This is a genomic window from Vibrio sp. Isolate32 (genome assembly GCF_022397955.1).
In the GTDB taxonomy this organism is placed as follows: domain Bacteria; phylum Pseudomonadota; class Gammaproteobacteria; order Enterobacterales; family Vibrionaceae; genus Vibrio.
In genome coordinates, this window is the sequence record NZ_JAKEUQ010000006.1 from 17,681 (window position 1) to 41,556 (window position 23,876).

21 protein-coding genes and 2 pseudogenes are annotated in these 23,876 nt (G+C 44.2%); 13 read left to right on the plus strand and 10 right to left on the minus strand.

Annotated elements, in window-relative coordinates:
• Positions 1–6: 6 nt before the first annotated feature.
• Genes sapA through L1D11_RS06230 form a run of 6 tightly spaced genes read left to right on the plus strand, consistent with a single transcriptional unit; the run spans position 7 to position 6,060 of the window.
• Positions 7–1,629: an ABC transporter substrate-binding protein SapA gene (sapA, locus tag L1D11_RS06205; protein WP_239831985.1), complete on the plus strand. Its 1,623-nt coding sequence runs from the start codon at positions 7–9 to the stop codon at positions 1,627–1,629.
• Positions 1,629–2,591: an ABC transporter permease subunit gene (locus tag L1D11_RS06210; RefSeq protein WP_239831984.1), complete on the plus strand. Its 963-nt coding sequence runs from the start codon at positions 1,629–1,631 to the stop codon at positions 2,589–2,591. Before sapA ends, L1D11_RS06210 begins: the two co-directional genes overlap by 1 nt.
• A complete protein-coding gene (sapC, locus tag L1D11_RS06215) occupies positions 2,578–3,465 on the plus strand; it encodes a putrescine export ABC transporter permease SapC (RefSeq protein WP_239831983.1) in 888 nt (295 codons plus the stop codon). The genes L1D11_RS06210 and sapC overlap by 14 nt, the downstream gene beginning before the upstream one ends.
• Positions 3,465–4,466 (plus strand): oligopeptide/dipeptide ABC transporter ATP-binding protein, encoded by a 1,002-nt coding sequence (locus tag L1D11_RS06220; protein WP_061031743.1) that lies wholly within the window; start codon positions 3,465–3,467, stop codon positions 4,464–4,466. Before sapC ends, L1D11_RS06220 begins: the two co-directional genes overlap by 1 nt.
• Complete coding sequence (locus tag L1D11_RS06225; RefSeq protein WP_239831982.1) at positions 4,463–5,245, plus strand: ATP-binding cassette domain-containing protein; 783 nt, start codon at positions 4,463–4,465, stop codon at positions 5,243–5,245. The genes L1D11_RS06220 and L1D11_RS06225 overlap by 4 nt, the downstream gene beginning before the upstream one ends.
• 35 nt (positions 5,246–5,280) lie before the next feature.
• Positions 5,281–6,060 carry a DUF2927 domain-containing protein gene (locus L1D11_RS06230; RefSeq protein WP_239831981.1) on the plus strand — a complete coding sequence of 260 codons (780 nt, stop codon included), beginning with the start codon at positions 5,281–5,283 and terminating at the stop codon, positions 6,058–6,060.
• 104 nt (positions 6,061–6,164) lie between these two features.
• Here L1D11_RS06230 and L1D11_RS06235 read toward each other — a convergent pair whose 3' ends face one another.
• Together L1D11_RS06235 and L1D11_RS06240 are read right to left on the minus strand one after the other, a co-directional pair.
• The gene (locus tag L1D11_RS06235) at positions 6,165–6,554 is read right to left on the minus strand and encodes a DUF2750 domain-containing protein (RefSeq protein WP_004742050.1); all 390 of its coding nucleotides are present in this window, start codon (positions 6,552–6,554) and stop codon (positions 6,165–6,167) included.
• Between the two features lie 149 nt (positions 6,555–6,703).
• Positions 6,704–7,609, minus strand: a complete 906-nt coding sequence (locus tag L1D11_RS06240; RefSeq protein WP_004742049.1) for a manganese-dependent inorganic pyrophosphatase — start codon at positions 7,607–7,609, stop codon at positions 6,704–6,706.
• Between the two features lie 199 nt (positions 7,610–7,808).
• Between L1D11_RS06240 and L1D11_RS06245 the strand changes: the two genes are divergently transcribed.
• The gene (locus L1D11_RS06245; RefSeq protein ID WP_239831980.1) at positions 7,809–9,023 is read left to right on the plus strand and encodes a putative manganese transporter; all 1,215 of its coding nucleotides are present in this window, start codon (positions 7,809–7,811) and stop codon (positions 9,021–9,023) included.
• A 258-nt stretch (positions 9,024–9,281) separates the two neighbouring features.
• Here the strand turns inward: L1D11_RS06245 and torA are convergent, their stop codons facing one another.
• The 3 genes from torA to torE are packed head-to-tail and all read right to left on the minus strand — an operon-like array spanning position 9,282 to position 13,183.
• Positions 9,282–11,744 (minus strand): trimethylamine-N-oxide reductase TorA, encoded by a 2,463-nt coding sequence (gene torA / locus L1D11_RS06250; RefSeq protein ID WP_239831979.1) that lies wholly within the window; start codon positions 11,742–11,744, stop codon positions 9,282–9,284.
• Positions 11,745–11,768: 24 nt separating this feature from the next.
• The gene (gene torC, locus L1D11_RS06255; protein WP_239831978.1) at positions 11,769–12,950 is read right to left on the minus strand and encodes a pentaheme c-type cytochrome TorC; all 1,182 of its coding nucleotides are present in this window, start codon (positions 12,948–12,950) and stop codon (positions 11,769–11,771) included.
• A 50-nt stretch (positions 12,951–13,000) separates the two neighbouring features.
• Entirely contained in the window at positions 13,001–13,183 is a 183-nt protein-coding gene (torE, locus tag L1D11_RS06260) for a trimethylamine N-oxide reductase system protein TorE (protein ID WP_239831977.1), read from the minus strand.
• A 437-nt stretch (positions 13,184–13,620) separates the two neighbouring features.
• Between torE and L1D11_RS06265 the strand changes: the two genes are divergently transcribed.
• On the plus strand, positions 13,621–14,415 hold the full coding sequence (locus L1D11_RS06265; protein ID WP_239831976.1) for an ABC transporter permease: 795 nt from the start codon (positions 13,621–13,623) through the stop codon (positions 14,413–14,415).
• A 299-nt stretch (positions 14,416–14,714) separates the two neighbouring features.
• On the opposite strand, the gene focA is transcribed toward L1D11_RS06265, so the two are convergent.
• From focA to L1D11_RS06280, 3 genes and pseudogenes are all read right to left on the minus strand, one after another.
• Positions 14,715–15,557: a formate transporter FocA gene (gene focA / locus L1D11_RS06270; RefSeq protein WP_239862295.1), complete on the minus strand. Its 843-nt coding sequence runs from the start codon at positions 15,555–15,557 to the stop codon at positions 14,715–14,717.
• Positions 15,558–15,919: 362 nt separating this feature from the next.
• Positions 15,920–17,216, minus strand: a pseudogene (locus L1D11_RS06275) (ATPase).
• Between the two features lie 81 nt (positions 17,217–17,297).
• A pseudogene (locus L1D11_RS06280) lies at positions 17,298–18,057 on the minus strand (IS5 family transposase).
• A 299-nt stretch (positions 18,058–18,356) separates the two neighbouring features.
• On the opposite strand from L1D11_RS06280, the gene L1D11_RS06285 reads away from it, so the two are divergent.
• From L1D11_RS06285 to L1D11_RS06295, 3 genes are all read left to right on the plus strand, one after another.
• Positions 18,357–18,587 (plus strand): TIGR02647 family protein, encoded by a 231-nt coding sequence (locus L1D11_RS06285; protein ID WP_017630468.1) that lies wholly within the window; start codon positions 18,357–18,359, stop codon positions 18,585–18,587.
• A 112-nt stretch (positions 18,588–18,699) separates the two neighbouring features.
• Positions 18,700–19,554 carry an NAD(P)H-binding protein gene (locus L1D11_RS06290; RefSeq protein WP_239831974.1) on the plus strand — a complete coding sequence of 285 codons (855 nt, stop codon included), beginning with the start codon at positions 18,700–18,702 and terminating at the stop codon, positions 19,552–19,554.
• Positions 19,547–20,194, plus strand: a complete 648-nt coding sequence (locus tag L1D11_RS06295) for a YdcF family protein (protein WP_239831973.1) — start codon at positions 19,547–19,549, stop codon at positions 20,192–20,194. The genes L1D11_RS06290 and L1D11_RS06295 overlap by 8 nt, the downstream gene beginning before the upstream one ends.
• 100 nt (positions 20,195–20,294) lie before the next feature.
• On the opposite strand, the gene L1D11_RS06300 is transcribed toward L1D11_RS06295, so the two are convergent.
• Complete coding sequence (locus tag L1D11_RS06300) at positions 20,295–20,873, minus strand: thymidine kinase (protein WP_239831972.1); 579 nt, start codon at positions 20,871–20,873, stop codon at positions 20,295–20,297.
• A 97-nt stretch (positions 20,874–20,970) separates the two neighbouring features.
• Positions 20,971–22,356, minus strand: coding sequence for a cysteine--tRNA ligase (gene cysS, locus L1D11_RS06305; protein ID WP_061031752.1), 1,386 nt, complete (start codon positions 22,354–22,356; stop codon positions 20,971–20,973).
• A gap of 189 nt (positions 22,357–22,545) precedes the next feature.
• Between cysS and L1D11_RS06310 the strand changes: the two genes are divergently transcribed.
• Together L1D11_RS06310 and lpxH are read left to right on the plus strand one after the other, a co-directional pair.
• The gene (locus tag L1D11_RS06310) at positions 22,546–23,040 is read left to right on the plus strand and encodes a peptidylprolyl isomerase (RefSeq protein ID WP_004742032.1); all 495 of its coding nucleotides are present in this window, start codon (positions 22,546–22,548) and stop codon (positions 23,038–23,040) included.
• 80 nt (positions 23,041–23,120) lie between these two features.
• Positions 23,121–23,867, plus strand: a complete 747-nt coding sequence (gene lpxH, locus L1D11_RS06315) for a UDP-2,3-diacylglucosamine diphosphatase (protein ID WP_239831971.1) — start codon at positions 23,121–23,123, stop codon at positions 23,865–23,867.
• Positions 23,868–23,876: the final 9 nt, after the last annotated feature.

The window sequence follows — 23,876 nt, forward strand, 5'->3', positions numbered from 1 at the left end:
CTTTTTATGAAAGCACTAATAAGACTATCACTGAGCATCTGCACGCTGAGCTTTTTAGCCGGATGTGGTGAGAGTGTGAATCACGAGCAAATTCGTGAAAAAGGCTTCATTTATTGCGGCCAAGGTAATCCTAGTACCTTCAACCCTCAATTGGTTGATAGTGGAATTACAGCAGAATCGCTGAGCCCTCAAATCTTCGACACACTGCTCACACTCGATCCTATGACCTATCGACCACAGCAGAACCTGGCAACAAGCTGGTCTGTCGATAAATCAGGTACTGAATACACTTTCAAACTGCGTCCTAACGTCGCCTTCCAGACCACAGACTGGTTTACGCCAACCCGTTCTATGAATGCGCAAGATGTGGTTTTTAGTTTCGAACGTATCATTGATAGCTCAAACCCATTCCACTATGTGGGCGGTGGTCTATATCCATGGTTTGCTGGCATCGATTTCAAGAACTTGATTGTCGATATCACAGCAGTGGATGACTTAACGGTTAAATTCCAATTAAGTCGACCAGATAATTCCTTTCTAAATAACATCGCTACGAGTTACGCGGTGATCCACTCTAAGGAATACGCGAACCAACTCGTGGCTGCTGATGAGAAAAATGAAATCGACTCAAAGCCGGTTGGCACAGGCCCATTCTATCTGGATGAATATCAAATCAACGACTTGGTGCGTCTTAAAAAGAACAAGCATTACTGGAAAGGTGATGTCCAAATGGACCAAGTGGTGTTCGATACCTCACAACGCGGAACCGGCACCCTCGCTAAGTTGCTGCGCAATGAATGTGATGTGTTGAACTCGCCGATTTCTAGCCAGATTCCAATCATTCAAGCACATGAAGAGCTGAAGATATCCGCCACACCAGCGGTGAATGTCTCTTTCATCGCCCTTAATACTGAGCACCCAGCCCTGCGTGATTCTCGCGTCCGTAAAGCGCTGAACTTGGCCATCAACCGCCAGAATATTCTTGATTCGGTATACTACGGCACTGGCACCAAGGCTTATACGCTGCTGCCGCCGACATCTTGGGCTCATCAAGAAGACAATGTTCAAGTGCGCTATGACCGAAACTATGCGATAGCCCTTCTCAAGGAAGCCGGCGTTGAGCCAGGATTAGAGCTTTCAATGTGGGTACCGCTAGAGCCAAGAGCGTACAACCCAAGTCCGCGTAAGACCGCTGAGCTTATCCAAGCTAACTTAGCGGACATCGGCATCGAATTGAAACTATACACTGACGATCGATTCGACCGTACACAGCTGTCTTCAATCGCGTCAACAGATCTCCTGCTAACTGGCTGGATCGGTAATACCGGCGACCCTGATAACTTCTTGCGTCCCCTACTCTCGTGCAGCTCTGAACGCGCAGGACTCAACGTATCGATGTGGTGTAATTCAGACTTTGATTTCCTTCTGGATTTAGCCTTAGAGATCAACCAACAAAGGCACCGTGTAAACTTGTATCGTCAAGCCCAAAACATTCTCAATGAGGAAGTTCCTGTGATCCCTCTGGCTCACGGAGTTCAATTCCGCGTTCATGATCGTTCACTAACCGGCTTTAAACAAAGCCCGTTCAATGCGCAACCTTTTGATCAAGTCAGAAGAGAGGTGCACTGATGTTTTGGTATACACTAAGACGTATTAACCTGTTCGTTATCACGCTTGCGATCCTGACTATTGTCGGCTTTTCGTTACTACGACTCGACCAAACCTCACCATGGGCGATTCAAGATTTCTGGCCAGGTTGGATAAGCTATATCACTGAGTTGTCGACGCTGAATTTTGGCTTAAGCAAACACGGCACACCTATCATTGATGAGCTTGTGGTTGTGTTCCCAGCCACATTAGAGCTGTGTTTCTTTGCCTTTGTATTAGCGCTTTTGATTGGTATCCCTTTTGGGACCATCGCCGGAATGAGACAAGGTAAGTTTGTCGACACCACTATCTCATTCACCTCAATGGCAGGTTACTCTGCACCAATATTTTGGGTCGCACTCTTGATGATCATGGTGTTCTCTCTGCATTTTGAGATATTCCCTGTTGGTGGTCGATACGATCTACTTTATGAGATTGAACACGTGACTGGCTTTGCGATCATCGATGCCTTTTTTGCTGAAGGTCGGTACCGCGCGCATGCTTTGCAAAGTTTAATTGAACACATGGCGCTACCGTGTCTTGTTTTAGCATTGGCACCAACGACTCAGGTTATTCGTCTCATGCGAGCATCAGTGGCTGAAGTAATGACACAGAACTACATCCGTGCGGCACGTATTAAAGGTCTATCAACAAGAGAGATCGTGACTCAGCACGTATTACGAAATGCGATCCCACCAATTATTCCTAAGGTCGGTGTTCAACTTTCAAGTATGTTAACGCTTGCGATCATTACCGAGTCTATCTTTAACTGGCCAGGTATTGGACGCTGGTTATTGGACGCTTTATCGAATCAAGATTACGTTTCTATTCAAGCTGGCGTAATTGTGGTGGCAACTCTGGTTTTGACTGCAAATATTCTGTCTGACCTGTTAGGCGCTATGGTCAACCCACTGGTAAGGAAGGAATGGTATGCTAACAAATAACGTCTACCAGGAAGAACAAATTCCTACCCAGTTTGAGCGCTTCTGGCGTAGCTTCCGCTCTAACAGCCTTTCGATGTTTGGCTTGTGGTGTTTGATACTGATCATTCTGGTGACGATCACTTCTCCGTGGTTGGCGCCCCATGATGCACAAGAGCAAACGGGCCATCTTTTAACACCGCCATCTTGGGATCCAGCAGGTACTGTTGAATACTTCTTAGGTACCGATGATTTAGGTCGAGATATTCTTTCTCGCTTGATCATTGGCTCTCAGCTTACCTTTGGCGCTGCGGTCGTGATTACCTTTATCGCTGCTGTCATTGGCTGTCTCATTGGCGTACTTGCCGGTATGACGCGTGGTTTGCTATCAAGTACCCTAAACCACCTGCTTGATACGGTGATGTCGATTCCGTCTCTGCTGCTGGCAATTATCTTTGTGGCATTCCTTGGCTTTGGCGAGTTCAATATCTTGCTAGCCTTGTGTTTGGCATTGATTCCGCGCTTTATTCGCTCGGTCTACATTGCTGTGCATGCTGAAGTAGAGAAAGACTATATTCTGGCTTCTCGCCTTGATGGTGCGAACGATTTCTACCTGCTGTGGAACTCGATTCTTCCGAATATTCTTACTGTGGTGGCACTAGAAATTACGCTGGCGTTATCGGTCGCGATTCTTGATATCACTGCCTTAGGCTTCCTTGGTCTTGGCGCTCAAGCACCGAGTACCGAATGGGGCTCTATCCTCGGTGATTCTGTAGAATTGATTTATCTCGCACCATGGACAGTAACCCTACCTGGCCTAGCCATTATGTTTACAGTGATTGTGATTAACCTCGTCGGTGAAGGTGTTCGCCAAGCGTTAAATGCAGGAATCGAATAATGCCGTTACTTGATATTCGACATCTAACCATTGAAATTGAGACCCCTCAAGGGATGGTTAAAGCGGTAGATCGAATGAGTATTACCCTCAATGAAGGGGAAATTCGTGGTTTAGTAGGTGAATCAGGCTCAGGTAAAAGCTTGGTTGCTAAAGCGATCGTTGGTGTTTGTAAAGAAAACTGGAAGGTATCCGCTGACCGTATGCGACTCGGGAACGTTGACCTGCTTCAACTAACACCGAAAGAGCGCAGACGTGTTATTGCTCGTGATATCGCGATGATTTTCCAAGAGCCGTCAACGTGTCTTGATCCTTCTGAAAAAGTAGGTAACCAGCTCATTGAAGCGATCCCTTCCCATGCATTTGAAGGTCGTTGGTGGCAACGGTTTAAGTGGCGTAAAAAACAAGCAATCGCGTTACTGCACAAAGTCGGCATCAAAGACCACTCTCGCCTGATGGACAGTTACTCTTATGAGCTAACCGATGGTGAGTGTCAAAAAGTCATGATCGCAATGGCGATAGCTGCCAAGCCAAAAGTCTTGATTGCCGATGAACCAACCAACGATTTAGACCCGATTACTCAATCTCAGATCTTGCGTCTGTTGAGCCGAATGAATCAGATCAATAACACGACCATCATCCTGATCGGCCATGACTTAACGACCATCACTCAATGGGCGACTCGAATTACTGTTATGTACTGTGGTCAGTCTGTTGAATCTGCGGATACGCAAAAGCTGTTGGATGCACCAAAGCACCCATACACTGTGGCTCTGTTGAAAGCGATGCCAGACTTTAACGACTGGATACCACACAAAGAGAAACTTCAGTCACTACCAGGGTCGATTCCTCCACTACAGCATCTTCCTATTGGTTGTCGATTGGGTCCACGTTGCCCTTACGCGCAAAGACAGTGTGTAGAAATCCCACATACTAAACGAATCAAAAACCATAAGTTTAACTGTCATTTCCCTCTGAATATGGAGAAGAAAAAGAAATCATGAGTGCATTATTAGAAGTCAGTGAATTATCTAAAGACTTTACGACTCGCTCTGGCCTTTTCCGTAAGAAGATTCATCAAGCGGTGAAGCCGGTAAGCTTTACGCTTGAAGCTGGCCAAACGATCGGCTTTATTGGTCAGAACGGCTCTGGGAAATCGACATTAGCAAGAATGCTAGCGGGCATGGTAGAACCGACTGTGGGTGAGATTCGTGTAAACGGTGAAAAGCTAGAGCATAAAGACTACTCAACTCGCTGTAAGTTGATTCGCATGATCTTCCAAGATCCCAACACATCGCTTAACCCGCGCATCCAGATTGGCCGTATTCTGGAAGGCCCACTGAAGCGAAACACCAACATGCCGCCAGAAGCCCGTATGCGCCGTGTAAAGGACACACTATTACGTGTAGGTCTTCTACCAGAGCATGCTTACTTCTACCCTCAGATGCTTGCTGCAGGCCAGAAACAAAGAGTTTGTCTAGCTCGTGCCTTGATACTTCAGCCATCAATCATTGTCGCTGACGAAGCTCTAAACGGTCTAGATATGGCAATGCGTTCTCAGATCATCAACCTATTCTTAGAGCTGCAAGAAGAGATGGGCGTATCCTTCGTCTACGTATCTCAACACCTTGGCATTGTTAAGCACATCACCGACAAAATCATTGTGATGCATGAAGGTGATGTGGTTGAGAGCGGGGATACCGATGAAGTGCTGACCAACCCAAGTCACCAAATCACACAAAGACTGGTTGAGAGTCATTTTTCCAAAGCGCCAAATCACTAAGCTAGAACCACGCTATGTTGAGTAGGAGGGAAAGTATGTTACGAACCGCTACAATGCTTCCCCTCTTGCTTGTTAGCCTCTCATTTAAAGCGGCAAGCACACCGCTTACTTGGTTAGATAGAGCCTTCATAGAAACCGCGTTTTATAACGTGGCACTGCAACACGAATATTCCTCAGGGACTAAACCACTCGCCAAATGGCAACAACCGCTCAAAATTTGGATTGACCATCGTGTCGGCGATAAAGAGCTTCATCAAGAGCTCGCCGAACTGCATATTCAGCACTTAGCTCAAGTGACTCAACACCCCATATCACTCGTCAATAAAGAATCTGAGGCGAACGTTAAGTGGATATACACCAGACAAAGCAAGTGGATTTCAGAGTCCAAACGCGTACTCAACCTCAAATCGACCGAGCACCTAAACAGTGCGATTTGCACAGCAGGCTATCGAACTAACGCAAAAGGTGAAATTGTCTATGCAGGAATCATTATTCCTGTTGATCAGGCTAGGTCACGAGGAAAGCTTGTTGCCTGTATCGTAGAAGAAATCACACAAGTTCTTGGGCTACCCAATGATTCAGATAAAGCCTACCCCTCCATCTTCAATGACCATACGCCAGAAGACCTACTTTCACCGTTAGACGTGGTGCTACTTCAATTACTCTACGAACCAGAGTTGAAAGCTGGAGTGACCAAAGCACAAGTAAAACCCATTGTGCGAAAAGTTTTGAAGAGGTACCACGAGACGGGCGTACTTAAACGGGCACCAAAGACAGCACAGCAAGCGCCTTTGTATCAATTGATTGGATATTAGTACGCGAGATAGTGGTTGTGTTGTTTGGGGAGCACTGGAAAAGCAAACAGAATTAAAGCGTTGCCTAACACGAGGCAACGCTAACTTATGATGTAACGGGAAGATTAACGCTTAGCAGCCTGTTTCTTCAACTCGAAGTCGAATTCATCAGGGAACAGGATAACGCCTTCTTCTTGCTCATTAGGGAATACAACCACAGCCAGTTCATCGTCTTCTAGGCCGTTCGTCCAGCGGCTGTGCCATTTGTTTAATGAGATAGACTCAGCCTTACACTCTGCCCAGTCACCTGTCGCCCATGACTCAGCAAACTCTTGGTTTGGCCATACAGGAACGCAGTCTTCGTCTTCTGTGTTTAGCATTACACAACCGTGCTCATCGGTTAAGATCCATACTTCACGGTTTGCTACGATTTCTTTCACACAGTACTTTAGGCGTTGCTCACCCGTATACTTATTAATTTCAGCGATTCTTTTATCGTCTAGCTGTGTAGTCATCTTAATTTCCTACTTTAGTCAGTAACTTTGCGCTTAAAGTTATTTTATGCGGAGTGCTTTTAACTGCAAATATTATCGATGAAGAAAAGTGCTTACTTCAAAGAAAAACGCCTGCTAACTTAGCAGGCGTTTATTATTAAGTGACTTGATTAAACAAGCTCACCTTGTAGCCAAGGCCAGCCTTGCTTCTTACGGCTTAATGTGTTTTCCATCATTAGCATGCCGTCTTTTTCGTGCTTAACCAATTTCTCAGCCCACTCACCTTTGTAAAGTAGACGAGTTTGAGCCGTAGTGATGTCAGTAAGCATTACAGCTGCGAATGCTAGACCGTCTTTCTCACAACGCTCTTCAAGATCCGCTTCAAGTGCTTCGATCATACCGTCAACTTGCTCAAGAGTCGCAAGCTCAACTTGACCAACAACAACATCGCGACCGTTGAATGGGTAGCCTTTAAGGTCTTTTTCTACTAGCTGTGCAGCAGATAGACCTTCGATGTTGGTTTTAGCGATTAGAAGTGCTTTAATGAATGCATCAACGTCGTCTACGCCAGCGATTTCAGCAAGTTCAGCAACCGCGTCTTTATCTTTTTGAGTACAAGTTGGAGATGCGAAACCAACTGTGTCTGAAAGGATTGCAGACATCATTAGCTTAGCGATTTGTTGAGAGATAGCGTGGCCTTCAATCTTGAACATGTTGAAAAGTACTGTGTTTGTACAACCAACAGGCCAGATCCAAGCTTCCATTGGGTTTACTGTCATCACGTCACCTAGGCGGTGGTGATCGACAATACCTAGGATCTCTGCGTCAGCAACATCGTCTGGTGCTTGTGCTAGATCTGAGTAGTCTACTAGCCAGATTTTCTCACCAGCAACAGAAGTACGAAGTTCTGGCATTTCTGCACCAGCAACTTCAAGAATGTGTTGAGTTTCGCGGTTGATCTCGCCTTGGCGAATTGGTGTCGCTTCCTCGCCACGAGCTTTAAGAAGCTCTGTTGCAACTAACGCACTACAAATACTGTCACTATCAGGGTTTTTGTGACCAACAACTAAAATCATGTTTCTTCCTATTACACTAACAATTACGACTCTACCTATAGAGCCTCTCTTTATTGGCACACTTTACCTTATTTTTTTAGTTTGGTCATGTTTCGTCGATTTTCCCCACTTCAAGAATAGAAAAAATCCAACAATGCAATTGATAATTATTATCATTCGTGTATATTGATAATTAGACACCTATTTTTGAGTAACACCAATGGATCGACTAATCTCATTTTTACCAAGCAGTAGCACTGCGAAAACAACTCAGTTTTCACTCTCTTTCAAGCGACTGCTTTTGCCTATTTCACTTGCCGCTCTTGTTGCAGCACCGGCTACGCGAGAGCTTACGGTAACAACCTTATCTGACGCGTTCTGGGCTGTGTCTTGTTATGTTGCTTTAACCCTAGCGGTCTATCACTGGCTAGCTCTCTACATCAACAAAGACAACGTATTCAGCAAGTTGGTCCATCAATCTCGTTCTAACCAAGTTGTATTTGCCGCTCTGATGGGTGCGCTGCCCGGTTGTGGTGGTGCAATCGTGGTAACCACACAATTTATCTCGGGTAAGCTCGGTTTCGGTGCTGTTGTTGCCGTGTTGGTTTCCACTATGGGTGATGCAGCCTTTTTACTCATAGCCAGCGAACCGAAAACAGGCCTCGCTATGATGGCGATGGGTGTCATTGTCGGTACGGCTTCAGGTCGCATCATCAACCTATTCCATGCCGATGACTTTTTACGTCCAAAACAAGTTGAGAATAATGAACCAGTTAGTCGCAGTGCATCTCAATCAGAAGACAAAGAGACCGTTTCTAAAAAAGCGATCAATTTGCAAGGTTATTTGTGGTCAGTATTGATTATCCCGGGCGCTGCGGTGGCTCTACTCGGCTCATTTCAAGTCGGTGTCAATCAACTGCTCTCTTTACCAGAGATGTCGATGGAATGGATTGGAGCTATCTTGTTGATTAGCTCCATGTTTTTGTGGGGCCTCACACGTGAGATAAAAGACTACAAATCAGCGGTAAGTGAGGACGAAAAATGTCTAGGCTCCCACCCACTACAAAAAACAGCACAGGATACTAACTTCGTTACGGCCTGGGTTGTGGTCGCTTTCCTCTTCTTTGAATTCGGCTCTGTAATAGCAAATGTTGATTTTGCGACGCTATTCTCAAGCTGGGGAATTATGCTCCCCCTGGCTGGGGTCCTGATGGGTTTGCTACCGGGCTGTGGACCACAATTATTGGTGACTAGCCTCTACCTGTCAGGCGCACTTCCCCTTTCAGCTCAGGTAGGCAATGCAATTTCAAATGATGGTGATGCGCTGTTCCCAGCCATTGCGATGGCACCCAAAGCTGCACTGGTCGCGACCTTGTACTCAAGCGTACCCGCTTTAATCTGTGCGTACGGTTATTGGTTTATGTTCGAGATTTAAATCTCACAGCTCGATAGGTCTCTATTAGGTCGGTACTTGGTATCGACCTTTTTGCTTTATCATCCTAATCAACACTTACAGCCGCTCTTATCTAAGAACAGACTCTAACCGGTAAGCTTCTCGTCCCTCACATCTCAAAACGCTTCTAAACACGCCACACCGATGCTTTTACGTAATTACAAGCTAGGATAGGTGAAAAACAAAAAGCCCCTGTAAGAGTGCTTACAGGGGCTTTAATTTAAACGTTTATCTCAGTACTTAAGAAACTTCGATTGGACCGCCGAATGAAGTTACTGGAGGCAGTTTGCCTTGGAACTTCTCGAAGTCTACCAAACATGTGTTTGCAGACGTCGCTTGAGCTAGCTCAGAAGTACCGATATCTTGAGTCAGTGTGTTTGGATCGCCGTATGTATCTAGCGCGCCCACTTTCTCGTTGATCGGACCGTACCAAGCACCTTCTTCGATACGTACAACACCAGGAGCGTAACTATCCATTAGAACAGCACCTGCTAGTAGTTGACCACGGTCGTTGAACACTCGTACTACGTCACCGCCTTTGATGCCTTTCTTCTTAGCATCCACTGGGTTGATGTAGATTGGCTCACGGCCTTGTACCGCGTAAGTCGCACGCCACTCTTCAGATTCACACATCTGAGAGTGAAGACGCTTGTCTGGGTGACAAGATTGTAGCCAGTACGGGTGTTTATCAGAGCCTGGACCACCGTGTGAACGTTCAGATTTCTCAAACCACATTGGGTGTTCTTGACAGTGCTCGTAGCCCATGTTGCCAACAGTACGGCTTGTGATTTCGATGAAACCAGAAGGTGTACCTAGTGCGTTGATCTCTGGATCTTCACGGAATGAAGCGTGACGAGTCCATGGCTTACCTTTACCGAAGTCTAGGAAGCCTTTTTCCCAGAACTCAGCGAACTCAGGCATTTCGAAGCTGCCTTCATTTGCTGCGCGACATTCGTCGTACAGAGATTTAACCCACTGCATTTCGTCCATACCACGCGTGTAATCGTCGTAACGACCCCAACGCTTAGTTAGGCTAGACATGATCTCGAAGTCAGTCTTAGACTGGAACAGAGGATCCACTAGTTTGTGCATCGCGATCAAACCACGGCCAGAGTATGCGCCGTAACCATCGATATCGTTACGTTCCCACTGAGTACATGCTGGAAGCACGATGTCAGAGTGACGACAAGTTGCAGTCCAGGCGAAATCAACAGCAACTACAGTTTGTAGACTCTTGAATGCTTTACGCATCTTGTTGCGATCTTGGTGGTGGTGCCACGGGTTGTTACCACTGAATACCATCATCTTGATATCAGGTAGTGTTACCGTTGCACCATTCGCTTTGATCTTCTTACCAGGCTCTAGCAAGCTATCAACCCAACGAGCAACTGGGATTACGCGGCTGTAACCGTTGTAATCTGTGTTTGTATACTTAGGCTTCTGACCTTGGTCGATGTTCAGCGGGAAAGATCCCGGAGCAGCGAAACCAGTTGAAGATACACCGATACCAGAGTAGTGGTGACCGTAAGAGATACCACCGCCAGGTAGACCGATTTGGCCAACCATTGCTGCGATAACTGCACACATCCAGTAAGGCTGTTCACCGTGTTGTTGACGCTGGATACTCCAACCAACAAGAATCTGTGTACGGCCGTTAACGAGCATCTTAGCGAAGTCACGGATAGAGTCCGCGCTAGCGCCACAGATAGCAGAAGCCCATTCAGGAGTCTTCTCAACTTTGTCTTTCGTTTCACCTTGAACGTACTTGATGAAGTCTTCAAAACCTAGACAGTAAGTTTCGATGAACTTCTTGTCGTATAGACCTTCATTGTAAAGTACGTGAGCAACACCAAGCATGAACGCCACGTCAGTTTGTGGGTTGATGTAGAACTGCTCGTTTTCTAGGTAACGACCTGTTTTGTTCTTAACAGGGTCAACAGAAACAACGTTGATTTCTTTCTTAGCAACTTTTTCTTTCAGCTGTTCTAAGTATGCGAACGACTCATGAGTTTCACATGTCCAACCTACTTGAAGGTTTTTAACTGGATCGTTACCCCAAAGAACAATGTTGTCACTGTTTTCTAGGATAAGTTCCCAAGATGTACCTTGTGCATAAACTTCAGTAGAGCCTAGTACGTAAGGCATGATCGTTTGACCAGCACCTGTCGAGTAGTCACCGATTTTCTTCACAGAGTAACCGTGAAGTGCCATTGCACGTTGCATGTGGTTAGTACAGCTGTGGAACTGACCAGTTTGTCTCCAACCAGTTTGACCTGTGTGAAGCGCCCATGGACCGTAATCTTTCTGTACGCGCTCTAGTTCGCGATAAACAAGGTCTAGAGCCTCATCCCAAGTCACACGAATAAAGCGGTTGTTACCACGCGTGTCTGCGCTGTATTTATGCTTCTTAAACCAATCTAGGCGAACCATAGGGTAACGCACACGTGATGGGCTGTAGATAATACCCTTGATACCTTTCAGCATTTCAGTTGGGTGCTGATCGATTTCTAGAGGTTTAATTTCTTGTACTTTACCCGCGTAAACGCGAGCTCGGAATGCACCCCAGTGAGAACCAGAGACTTTCCATGTGCCGTCTGTTTCTGCAGCAGATGCTGAAGCCGACGCCAGTAAGCTTGGACCGATAACCGATGCCGCACTCGTCGTTGCGACACCTTTCAGAAAACTTCTTCTTGTAATTGCCATTGTGTTACTCCAATTGACGTCTTATTAGTGATGGCCTTCAGAAAAATCTGATGAGTGCTTCTGTAGATACTTAAGAACCAATGCTTCTGTATCTGTATCGAAGTTAACGAATGCAATCATACCATCTAGCATGCCTACCCAACCGTTAGCACTGAAGTGCGCTTCATCTGGTTGTGAGTGACAAGTTGAACAGTTAGATTGGTACGCTTGACCAGCTGCGTTCCAGATTGGATCGAAGTTATCAACCATAGACTCTTTCTTCATCCAAAGTGCTAGGTTAACTTCTTCCCATGGAAGGCCAGTTAGCTCATCTTCTTTCTTCTCGCCAACAGTGATTACGTCACTTTGAGATACTTCTTTCGTCAAGATCGCCGTTGAGATGTTCATACCGAAGTCTTCTTGGATTACACGTCCGAAGCCTTTCGCTTTACGCCAACCATCGATTTGAACCTTGATCATGTCGCCTTTCTGATCGATAACAGCAACTTTACTCGCAGGGCTTAGCAGACCCGCTTCAACGGTTGCAGTCTCATCCGTGTACATTGGAAGGTGACGAATTGAAATTACTTCTGCACCGTTCGAGTAAGAAGTACTGCTAGCAACTTGCTCAAGCTCACCAACGATACCACTTGCCGATTCCATATCTAATGGAAGGTTATGTGCAATACCTTTGTGACAGTCAACACAGCTTTGGTCACGCTCTGCTGCATTCTTCATTTGAATACGCGCAGTAGGACGCATGTTGTCGAAATCCATAGAATCGTAGTTATGGCAGTTTTTACACTCTAAAGATTTATTTGCAGAGAAACGATCCCATTCGTGTTTTGCCAACTCGATACGACGTGCTTCGAATTTCTCAGGTGTGTCTAGGTCACCGAAAACTTGTGCGAATACTTCTTTAGATGCTTGCATCTTACGAGCGATTTTTGCTGTCCATTCGTGAGGAACGTGACAGTCAGGACAAGTAGCACGTACACCAGATGTATTTTTCCAGTGAACTGTTTCTTGTAGCTCTACGTATACGTTGTCACGCATCGTATGACAGCTGATACAGAATTCTTCTGTGTTAGTGTGTTCTAAAGCGGTGTTGAAACCACCCCAAAAGATAACACCTGCGATAAAACCACCCATGGTTAGTACACCGAGGCTGATGTGTACTGCAGGGCGAGTCATAGTTCGCCACAGTTTAACTAAAAATGACTTCATGATTAGCTCTCTTAAATATTTGGTCTAAAAAATGTTGTTACGTGAGGGCATTACATGCCTATGTGAGCACCTGGAGGTCCGAATACGAACACTTGAAGCGCCCAAACTAAGAAGCCGTAGCCACCTACAAAAGCAACACTCAACACAGGAAAGAGAACCACTGCGATGAAGAGGAATGACTTCCACTCCAGCGAGCGTTTTTCGCCAGTTTCAATTTTATTAACATCACTCATACATTTTGCCTATTTTGTATTTAGTAATTTCGATAAGCCCATTCTAAGGGGCTACAGTTCATCAGTTTCTAACAACAAATTTTAAACCATACTCAAAGTAGGGTTCAATGAAATCTCCCGCTATAACCCTTGCTAATCAACACTTTTTTGAGCTCATCCAGAGTTGTTTTCAGTTAAAGAAACATATTAAAAAGTATTAACAAATGTGAAGAATTAAGCACGCTTCACAAATGTTAAAAACTAACACTTACGAAACTCTGTTGTAACCAATTTTAACGTTTTACCTACTAAGTAGTAGCTAAAAATGCATCAAAAGACCAAGGTATTGTACTGCAATTGTTATATTCTTGCGTAACAATTGAATCAAAAGCCCGTAGGCTGAAATGCATCATTTGGCACTTTCAGATATGATATGTGTCCAATAAAAAGGAAGCACTATGCAAGACGTTATCGACATATCTTGGTGGCAATTACTGCTGTTTAGCTCACTTCTCATCTTACCGATCACCATTAATCACAAACTGAAATTAGGTCTAGGCAAAGAGGCTTCTATTAGTATTGTGCGTATGGCTGTACAGCTCTTTCTGGTAGGGCTTTATCTAGAGTACCTATTTACTCTAAATAGCTTGTGGGTCAATTTACTGTGGTTATTTGCCATGATAGTCGTCGGAGCAAGTTCCATTGTCGAAAAATCGAAGCTGCCTAGAAAGCTGCTACTTGGCCCGGTTGCTATTGGTCTTGCTGTAACGAGCGTACCCATTGTTTTGTTTATCTGCTTCTTTATCATCAAGCCGACACCGTTGTTTAGTGCCCAATACCTTATCCCTATTGCAGGGATGCTATTAGGTAACAGCCTAAGCAGCAATATAGTGGCACTACAGAACTTGTTTGGCGCTTTCGAAACACAGAAATCAGAATATGAAGCAGCTATAGCCCTAGGAGCGGCACCGAGTTACGCAGCCGCGCCATTTGTACGCAATGCGATACAGAAGGCGATGTCACCAATTATGGCGTCGATGGCCACTACCGGCCTAGTAACGCTACCTGGGATGATGACAGGACAAATTCTAGGTGGGGCTTCACCAATGATCGCAATTAAATATCAACTTATGATCATGTTGGCTATTTTTGCCATGATGAGTTGTTCTTTGGCGCTTGCATTACACCTATCTTTGAAGACATCACTGACCAAAGAAGGTCGAGTTCTTGCACAAATTCAGGCTTCTAAATAGCCGCTCCCCTACCATGAGATCTGGTTACTCACTGAATTTGAGACAGGTTATCCACAGAAACTGTGGATAACCAAATCAATATAGATCCTTTTTTGTCCAAGTCACTCTCCCAAAAGATCATTTCCTTTGATCCTTGGTTAATTTCAACGACATATATACATCTGTAGATCGTAGTTACCAAGCCTTCTCTTATTAACGAGAGAATCCTGTGACATGGTTTTCCACAAATAAAAAACGGCCTGCGATGCAAGCCGTCTTTTTAGTGTCACAATCAGTTCAGTGCAATCACCGAACTTGAATTAGTCGCGTAGATAAATCATCCAATACCACATGCCGACAAAGATACCACCACCGATAATATTACCTAAAGTCACAGGCAGTAGGTTATTGGTCAGAAAATCCATCATGTTGAGGTCAACATAATCCGCAGCGTTAGCACCGGTCATCGTCCAGAACTCAGCAGGAGCGAACGTCTTAATACCGATAGCAAGCGGTACTTGGAACATATTCGCAATACAGTGCTCAAAGCCCGATGATACAAACATCGCAACTGGCAAGATCATTACCGCAATTTTATCAGTCAGCGTACGTCCACTGAAAGTCATCCACACCGCAATACAAACCAACACGTTACACATGATGCCTAGCGCGACAGCTTGGATAAAATCGTGATGCATCTTATGTTGAGAAATCGCCATCGCGTTTAAACCAACTTGCCCATGATCAAACATGTATTGCTTAGTCAATAGCATACAAGTTACAAGCAATAATGCTCCAATCAGGTTACCAATATAAACCGTAGCCCAGTTCTTTATCAGTGTTTTCCAAGTGATTTTGCCACTTGCACGAGCCACCAAAGTAAGTACTGAACTTGTAAACAGTTCACCGCCTGTGACAACAACAAGAATTAAGCCCAAGCTAAATGCTAGACCGCCCAATAAGCGAGTGATACCCCATGRCAAATCGCCAGCACCGGTAGTAACGATGGTGTAAAACACAAACGCAATACCGATATGGATACCAGCTGAGATCGCTAGTAGAAAAGATTTGATTGGATCTTTGGTTGCTTTACCTACGCCAATATCTGCAGCGCGCTCAGCCATTTGTGGCGGTAATAATGAGTCAAATTGGTTTAGATTCATGATGATTTACATTTTGAAACATGTCGTCGGGAGCGCGATAATCCTCTCTTTCATTTCTGAATTCAAGAGCTATTTTAGGCTCAAAATGCCTCTCACAGCCTTGTTGAAAGCAAAGAGTCCGAGTTATTCCAAATTTATACGACTTTAGTAGTAAAAAGAAAACTCTGCTGAATGATTAGTTATCAGCATAGAAAATAACACACCTATAAATATCAACAAGTTACGTTAAAACCAAAAGAATAACGTACACTATGACGGATCACTGAGCGCTTTTATTTCTAGATTTTGACATAGATCAATAAAACGTAAAAAAGCGCCCCTAGGCGCTTTTAACTCAATCACAAATAAAGAAATTAGTGATGCTAAACCGAAGGTTCAATCACTTCTTCTGATGATTGTTCTAGGGTCATATCCTTCAACAGCTGGGGAAATCACATCAGAGTCGCTTTCGTTAGCAACTTTGCCACTTAAGCTTTTCAAACTATCGACTAGTTCTTCTAAGCTTTTTATGTGCGCATCACTCTTCGTAATCTGCTCACCTAGCAACTCACTGTGTTTGGTTGCTTCAGACAATTGCTGTACTTGCTTCTGATTTTCAGACTCTAGCTTAGCCAGTTGCTCGGTCAAAGCTTCAATCTCTGACTTTAAAAGCCCTGTCATATCAGAGCTTTTTAGCGCTTTAACACTCGCTACAATCTTCTTTGATTGCTGATGTAAACCAACATCACGGTAATCTTCATCATTGACGATTTGTGAAATGCTCAGTAGCTGATTCTCAGCATTCAAAACCGACTGTTCGAACTTGTCGCCTTTTACACTCGCGAGTACTTTGACTTCATGAGCGACACTGCGCACGTGATTCAATTCAAACTCCGCAGCGTGAACCGCGTCTTCAATGATCGACTTCTCACGAGGGCTGGCTTTCACTTGACTTTCGGCCAACGCAATTTGATATGTCGCCTTCGCAAAGGTCAGCGGAGCAACATCATCAAAATCTTCATCTTCCAAGAACTCTAATTCGTTCTTCAAAGGTTCGATGTATTTCTTATGAGCCACTTTAACTTCTAGTAAGCGAGCATTGTTAAGAAATTCCACCTGCGCTTCTTGAGCGTCTTCAAGCTCATCGACAAGCACATACTCGAACAACTCACTGTATTCTGAATACAAACGTTTATAGCTCGAGGTAAACATGGTATCTGCGCCAAGGAACTTCAGGTAATCCATTTGGACAATCGAATCAGCGAGCACTCGGTCAGCCTTCTTCTTTAACACTAAGATCGAGTCATAGTTTGATTTAATCAAAGCGATTTTTTCATCGAAGGCTTCAGCGTAAGTTAGGCTCGAAAAAATGGAGTAACTCTTGGTTATTCGAGTTTCGTCTTTCAGTAAGTCCGCATAAATGCTTTCAGCATCATCCCATGCGTCTAATAGTTCATTGTAATTCTCTGGTGCATAGAGAGGCAATTGAGCATGGTCTTCAAGCTTAACTTCCCATTCGGAGTAAACGCTTTGGACAGACTGAAATGAACGGACCTCTATTGTAGATTCATTATTGTTGTTTGTGGTTTGGTTCGCGTCTGCCTGCTCTGAGGGTGTGCTTTGACAACCTGAGATAGCAAATAGCATACTGATCGTCAATGCTACTTTGTTCGCTCTCACTTATACATATCCTTTTTATACAATATTCGCTCAATACAAATTATTTCTAGGGCGTGTTGATCTTTGCTGTACATTTTGCGTTCAACAATACATCGGCAGCCACATTAACATAAATGCCAGCGATAACATGCTGGCAGAATTCCTTTCTAACTTGTCATATCTACTTTAAATAGCCAGATAATACTTAATTCTCCCAAAGGCATTTTCGACCAAGTGACGATACTTGTATAGACAACAACCCATACTGTCTTTGTCTATATATTGTCCGTAACTGCGTTTAGCAATTACCGTTTCTCCGCCACGTTCCTTAACAAAAGTACGTAAAGGTTCGCTGTCGTATCCTTTATCACAAACGATGGTATTAGCTTCATCGAGTTGCTCGACTAAGCTTTCGGCATGTACTATGTCGTGGCGTTGTCCTTCTGATAAATCAAAGCAAATCGGTAGGCCACCACTATCCACGGCTAAGTGAATTTTGGTTGAGTTGCCCCCGCGACTTTTTCCTATTTGCTCTGAGCTTTCAGTAGCTGCACCTGTGCTATGCTGATGCGCTCGAACTAAAGAGCCATCAAGAAAGACCCATTCAAAATCAGCTATGCTAGATAAGCTACTGAAAGTCTTATCTATAACTCCTTTTTTGACCAAAGATTAAATCTTCTGTAAACGGTACCCCACCTCCGAACTCAGAGGGTAGATCTCGCCAAGGAATACCTGTTCTCATTCGATAGAGTATTCCTTCAAATGTCATTCGATGTTCAGTTTTATGGTAAATACGAACTGTACTTTTCATAACTTGGAGTAGCAGTCCCCAGCGAATATCAGTTAGCATTGTTCTTGTCATGGTATGGGTTATTGTTTTACTTTTGGCGAAGCAAATTATAACCCTTTACCATGCTGTTCAATAAAAACTCACGAAAGATCAACACGCCCTAGGCAAAATATATTACAACCACTTAGCAATAAACATCACTGATGATTTAAGTGGGTGTAAATCACCCAATATAACCAAAATAAACCCATCACTCGGTGATTAATCAATCAATTTGGTATCACTTATCAATTCTCTTTATTTGCTATTGCCTGAGCCGAGAATGCGCACTAAGGTGAAGGCAGAGAACGTTATGAACATATAGGTTAATTATGAAGTACAACGCTGAACATATTGCTGATTTAAACCTCCTTCTTCAATTTGATGTAAGTAGCGCCGCTACTGGAATTAAAGTTCATCAAGAGGCTGCTCAAGAAACTCAAGACGCTGTTAAGCGTCTATTTGAAAAAAACCTTTGCACTCAGCCAGACGGCGGTTACCTGACAGATGAAGGTATTGAGATGGCAGAGCGTGCAGACAAGCTGCTTCGCGTACTTAAATAAAGTTCTATTATACTAGCAAAAACTCCACTCGCTTCGGCCGTGGAGTTTTTTCATTTTTGGGCATAGTTTTGTTAGGCTTATTAAATCCCTAGCTTGTCGTTGTGAGGAACAGATGGCTTCTATATTTATTGTTGGTGCTGGATGGGTAGGCGCACCTTTATCTGAACATCTAGAGAGACATGGTAACCACGTCGTCGTCACTAAAACGACCCAAGCTGGTGCAAACACGATCAGTAGTGAACGTATTCCCTGCGAAGTATTCCGCTTTGATTCGTCAAACCCAGAGCAAACCGTCAGACAACTCTATTCTTTACTGCTCGAACACAATACCGAGATAGTGATTGGTAGCTTCCCTCCTGGTTTTAGAAAAGGTGCAGGGGAAGAATATGCAGACTATTGGCAGCTACTTACTAAAGCTTGTCAGCAAGCCAATATTAAGAAGCTGATTATGATCAGTTCAACAACGGTGTATCCAACTAACCCAGGCATCTTGTACGAGCATGATGCATCATTCGCACTTGCGAACGATGACAGCGTTCACGCTTGCACATTCTCCGATAACGCGCGAATCATGCTTCAAGCTGAACAGTCGGTGATGGATTCTGATATTGATTACACCATTCTTCGCTTTAGTGGATTAATTGGTCCAAATCGCCACCCATCGCGCTTTGCCAGTAAACTAAAACAAGTAAGCAACCAAGCCCCTGCGAATATGCTGCACCTTGATGATGCGATTGGTGCGGTTGATTTTGCAATCAGTCACCTGCATAACGAAGTCGCGAATGTGACAACGCCAAACACAGTAAGCAAAGCGGAGTTCTATGCTGCAGCTTTAAAGAGCGCGAATAGTAACGAGCCACTTCCACCTATTGTTAATGACCCAGACAAACTGATCTCTTCAAAAAAGATTTTCGACTTAGGTTATTCGTTTAAGTTTGAATCCACATTGGACGCTCTTCATGACTAAACAACCATTAAATAAACTGCACCATTCAATCGATACGCTTTGGAATTTCATGTCTATGGGTCATAAAGTTGAGCCTTCAGACTGTATTTTTGTGTTATGCAGCAACGATACAAGAGTCGCAGAATATGCGGCCAAGCTTTATCACCAAAAGATAGCGCCCTACATCGTTTTTTCCGGTGGTGTTGGACGCTTCACTGAAGGCAATTTTGACCGCTCAGAAGCAGAAACTTTTGCAGCCATTGCTAGAGACTGTGGCGTGCCTGATTCTGACATCGTAATCGAAAAGCACGCAACAAATACTGGAGAGAATGTCCGTTTCACACATGAGTTGCTTACTGAGCTAGGATTATCTCCTAAAAAGCTGACCTTAGTGCAGAAGCCCTTTATGGAGAAACGAACCTACGCGACCTTCAGTAAACAATGGCCTGAAGAGACAACGGAAATAACTGTAACCTCCAAATGGCAGGACTGGGTCGATTACTTTAATGAAGAGTTGCCATTAGATATGGTGTTAGGCGCATTGGTGGCGGATTTTGAACGCATCAAATCGTACCCCGCTAAAGGTTTTCAGATTGAAATGCCTATCCCAGAGGAAGTGGTTCTCGCCTATCAAGCGATTAAGAAACTCGGCTTTGAATAGATAGCGATAACCAATAAAAACAAAAACGGTGGCACTGAACCACCGTTTTTTTTATTCCATTACTTTGTATTTCAGTTATCACCGAAACATTGAAAAACGCTTATTTACCTAGCGCTTCTTTGTAGTGAAGGCGACATACAGACACGTATTTATCGTTGCCACCAATTGCCACTTGATCACCTTCCGCGATCGCGACACCGTGCTCATCGGTACGGATTACCATGTTCGCTTTGCGGCCACAGTGGCAGATGGTTTTCAGTTCCACCAGCTTATCAGCCCAAGACAGTAGATACTTACTGCCTTCAAACAGCTCACCAAGGAAGTCTGTTCTTAGCCCGTAACAGAGCACAGGGATATGCAGTTTATCAACCACTTCTGTTAACTGATATACCTGCTCTTTCGACAAGAACTGACACTCATCGATCAGTACACAGTGACGCTTTTTTTGCTCGTTCAGCTCGTTAATCGCTTCAAAAAGATTCGTGTCACTCTTAAAAAGCTGTGCTTCAGATTGAAGACCAATTCGAGAGCTCACTTTACCAATACCGTAGCGATCATCGAGTGCTGCCGTAAAGATCACCGGCGTCATACCACGTTCTTGGTAGTTGAATGAAGATTGAAGAAGCGTTGTTGATTTACCCGCATTCATTGCCGAGTAGTAAAAATACATCTGAGCCACAGAAATATTCCTGTCTAATAAAGTTGAATATAGAAAAGGTGAAATTCGAGAATTTTTGCTAGAAAAAAGGGCTGAAAATCAGCCCTTTTTTCTAAGATTACTTACGACGCCAAGTCGTACCTTCTGGGCCGTCTTCCAGAACGATGCCTAACTCGTTTAACTTATCACGAGCAAGATCGGCATTTGCCCAATCTTTTGAAGCACGAGAGTCGTTACGCAGTTTGATCAGAGCTTCGATTTCAGCCACTTCGTCATCATTACCCGCTGCATCACCTTGTAGGAATGCTTCTGGATCTTGGTGAAGAATACCGATGATGTCCGCTAGTTCACGCATCAACGCACCAAGTCCACTCGCCTTTTCAATGCTTTCTGTCTTAATACGGTTGATTTCACGAGCCATTTCAAACAGCACTGAGTATGCTTCTGGCGTATTGAAGTCATCGTTCATCGCTGTAGAGAAACGAGTTACGTACTCTTCACCACCAGCAGGTGCAGCAGTAAGGTCTAGGCCACGAAGTGACGTGTATAGGCGCTCAAGCGATGCACGAGCTTGGTTTAGGTTGTCTTCGCTGTAGTTTAGCTGGCTACGGTAGTGACCAGACATTAGGAAGTAACGAACCGTTTCCGCATCGTAGTGTGCCAGTACATCACGAATAGTGAAGAAGTTACCTAGAGACTTAGACATCTTCTCTCTATCTACCATCACCATACCACTGTGCATCCATGTGTTTACATAGTCAGTACCATGTGCACAGCAAGATTGTGCGATTTCGTTCTCGTGGTGTGGGAACTGAAGGTCAGAACCACCACCGTGGATATCGAAGTGATTACCAAGGATTGATGAGTTCATTGCAGAACATTCGATGTGCCAGCCTGGACGACCTGGACCCCATGGTGATTCCCATGTTGGTTCACCCGGCTTAGACATTTTCCAAACCACGAAATCTAACGGGCTACGTTTTGCAGAGTCAACATCAACACGAGCACCAGCTTGAAGCTGATCGAGGTCTTGCTTAGAAAGCTTGCCGTATTCGTCAAACTTCTTAACTTCAAACATTACATCGCCGTTGCTTGCTACATAAGCAAAACCACGTTCAATCAGCTTTTCTACAAGCTCAATGATTTCAGTAATGAATTCCGTTGCACGAGGCTCAACGTCTGGACGCTTCATGTTCAACGCATCGAAGTCAGCATGCATTTCGCCAATTAGGCGCTCAGTCAGAGAATCGCAAGACTCACCGTTTTCGTTCGCACGCTTAATGATTTTGTCGTCGATGTCTGTGATGTTACGAACGAACGTTAGGTCATAACCTAAGTAACGCAGGTAGCGAGTCACAACGTCGAAAGAAACGAACGTACGGCCATGACCAATATGACAGAGATCGTATATGGTTACCCCACAGACATACATGCCGACTTTGCCAGCTGTAATTGGTTTGAATTCCTCTTTCTGTCTTGTGAGCGTGTTATATATCTTTAGCATGATCTCTATCTATTTTATGGATTAATCAAAATAAGCCCGCAGTATAACAAGTCATACCTTAATAGGTAATACCTTTCACCACCAAATCGGCTAAACTCCTTGTTATCTATTGACGATTTCGTATTTTGAAACTCAATCAAACTAGGCTAGAATCGCCTTTCATATTAAAAAGACAGTAAGGTAACAATCATGATCATCCTTCACACAAATTTTGGTGACATCAAAGTTCAATTAAACGAAGAGAAAGCACCAGAAACAAGCGCAAACTTCCTACAGTATTGCCGTGACGGTTTCTACGACAACACACTATTCCACCGTGTTATCGATGGTTTCATGATTCAAGGCGGCGGCATGACTTCTGGCCTTAAAGAAAAAGCGACTCGCGCAACTATTAAGAACGAAGCAAACAATGGCCTAGCGAACAAAGTTGGGACGCTAGCAATGGCTCGTACAATGGAACCTCATTCAGCGAGCTCTCAGTTCTTCATCAACGTAAACGACAACTCTTTCCTTAACTTCCGCAGCGAAAGCCTAGACGGTTGGGGTTACTGTGTATTCGCAGAAGTTGTAGAAGGCATGGACGTAGTAAACAAGATTAAAGGTGTTAGCACTGGTTCTATGGGTATGCACCAAGACGTACCACTAGAAGAAGTGATCATCACTGGTACTACAATCGAAGCTTAATTACTTGCTTTCGGTTAGTATTAATTGATGAGCCGATAAAATCAGGATACAGGGAGCGAATCGCTCCCTTTTTTAAACCTATGAAAACATATTTTATATCAGACCTTCACCTTGCTCCGTCGCGACAAGACATCACGGACTGCTTCCTAACCTTCATGAAGAATGAAGCGGTAGAAGCGGATGCACTCTACGTATTAGGTGATCTGTTTGAATTCTGGATTGGTGACGACGATAAGAGTGAATTCGCCAATTCTATTCGCCAAGCATTTATCGATTTGGTGAAAGCTGATGTCCCTTGTTACTTCACACAAGGTAACCGTGACTTTTTGGTCGGCAAAAAATTTGCCAAGCAGACTGGTGTACAGCTTCTAGACGAAGTGACGACTACCGATATCTATGGGCAAAAAGCCGTGGTATTGCATGGTGACACTCTATGTACTGAAGACGTAAAGTACCTCGCTTTCCGCGAGAAAGTACACCAGCCTTGGCTACAGTGGATCTTCAACAGAATTCCATTCTTTATTAAAAAGAAAATCGTTTCAAAAGTGCAGTCTGATATTAAAGATGATAAGCAGACCAAGTCGCTAGACATCATGGATGTGACACAGCAAGAGGTCGAAAACGTGATGAAGAAAAACAATGTTGATCTCATGATCCACGGCCATACCCATCGTCCAAACGTCCACACTTTCAATGCTAATAATTGCACTAAAACTCGTATTGTACTTGGTGATTGGTATACACAAGGCTCTGTACTGGTGTTTACTCCGCAAAGTTTTGAACTACAGAATCGAGCGTTTAGCAATAGCTTTCAACAACAGCCTTAAACTTTCAGT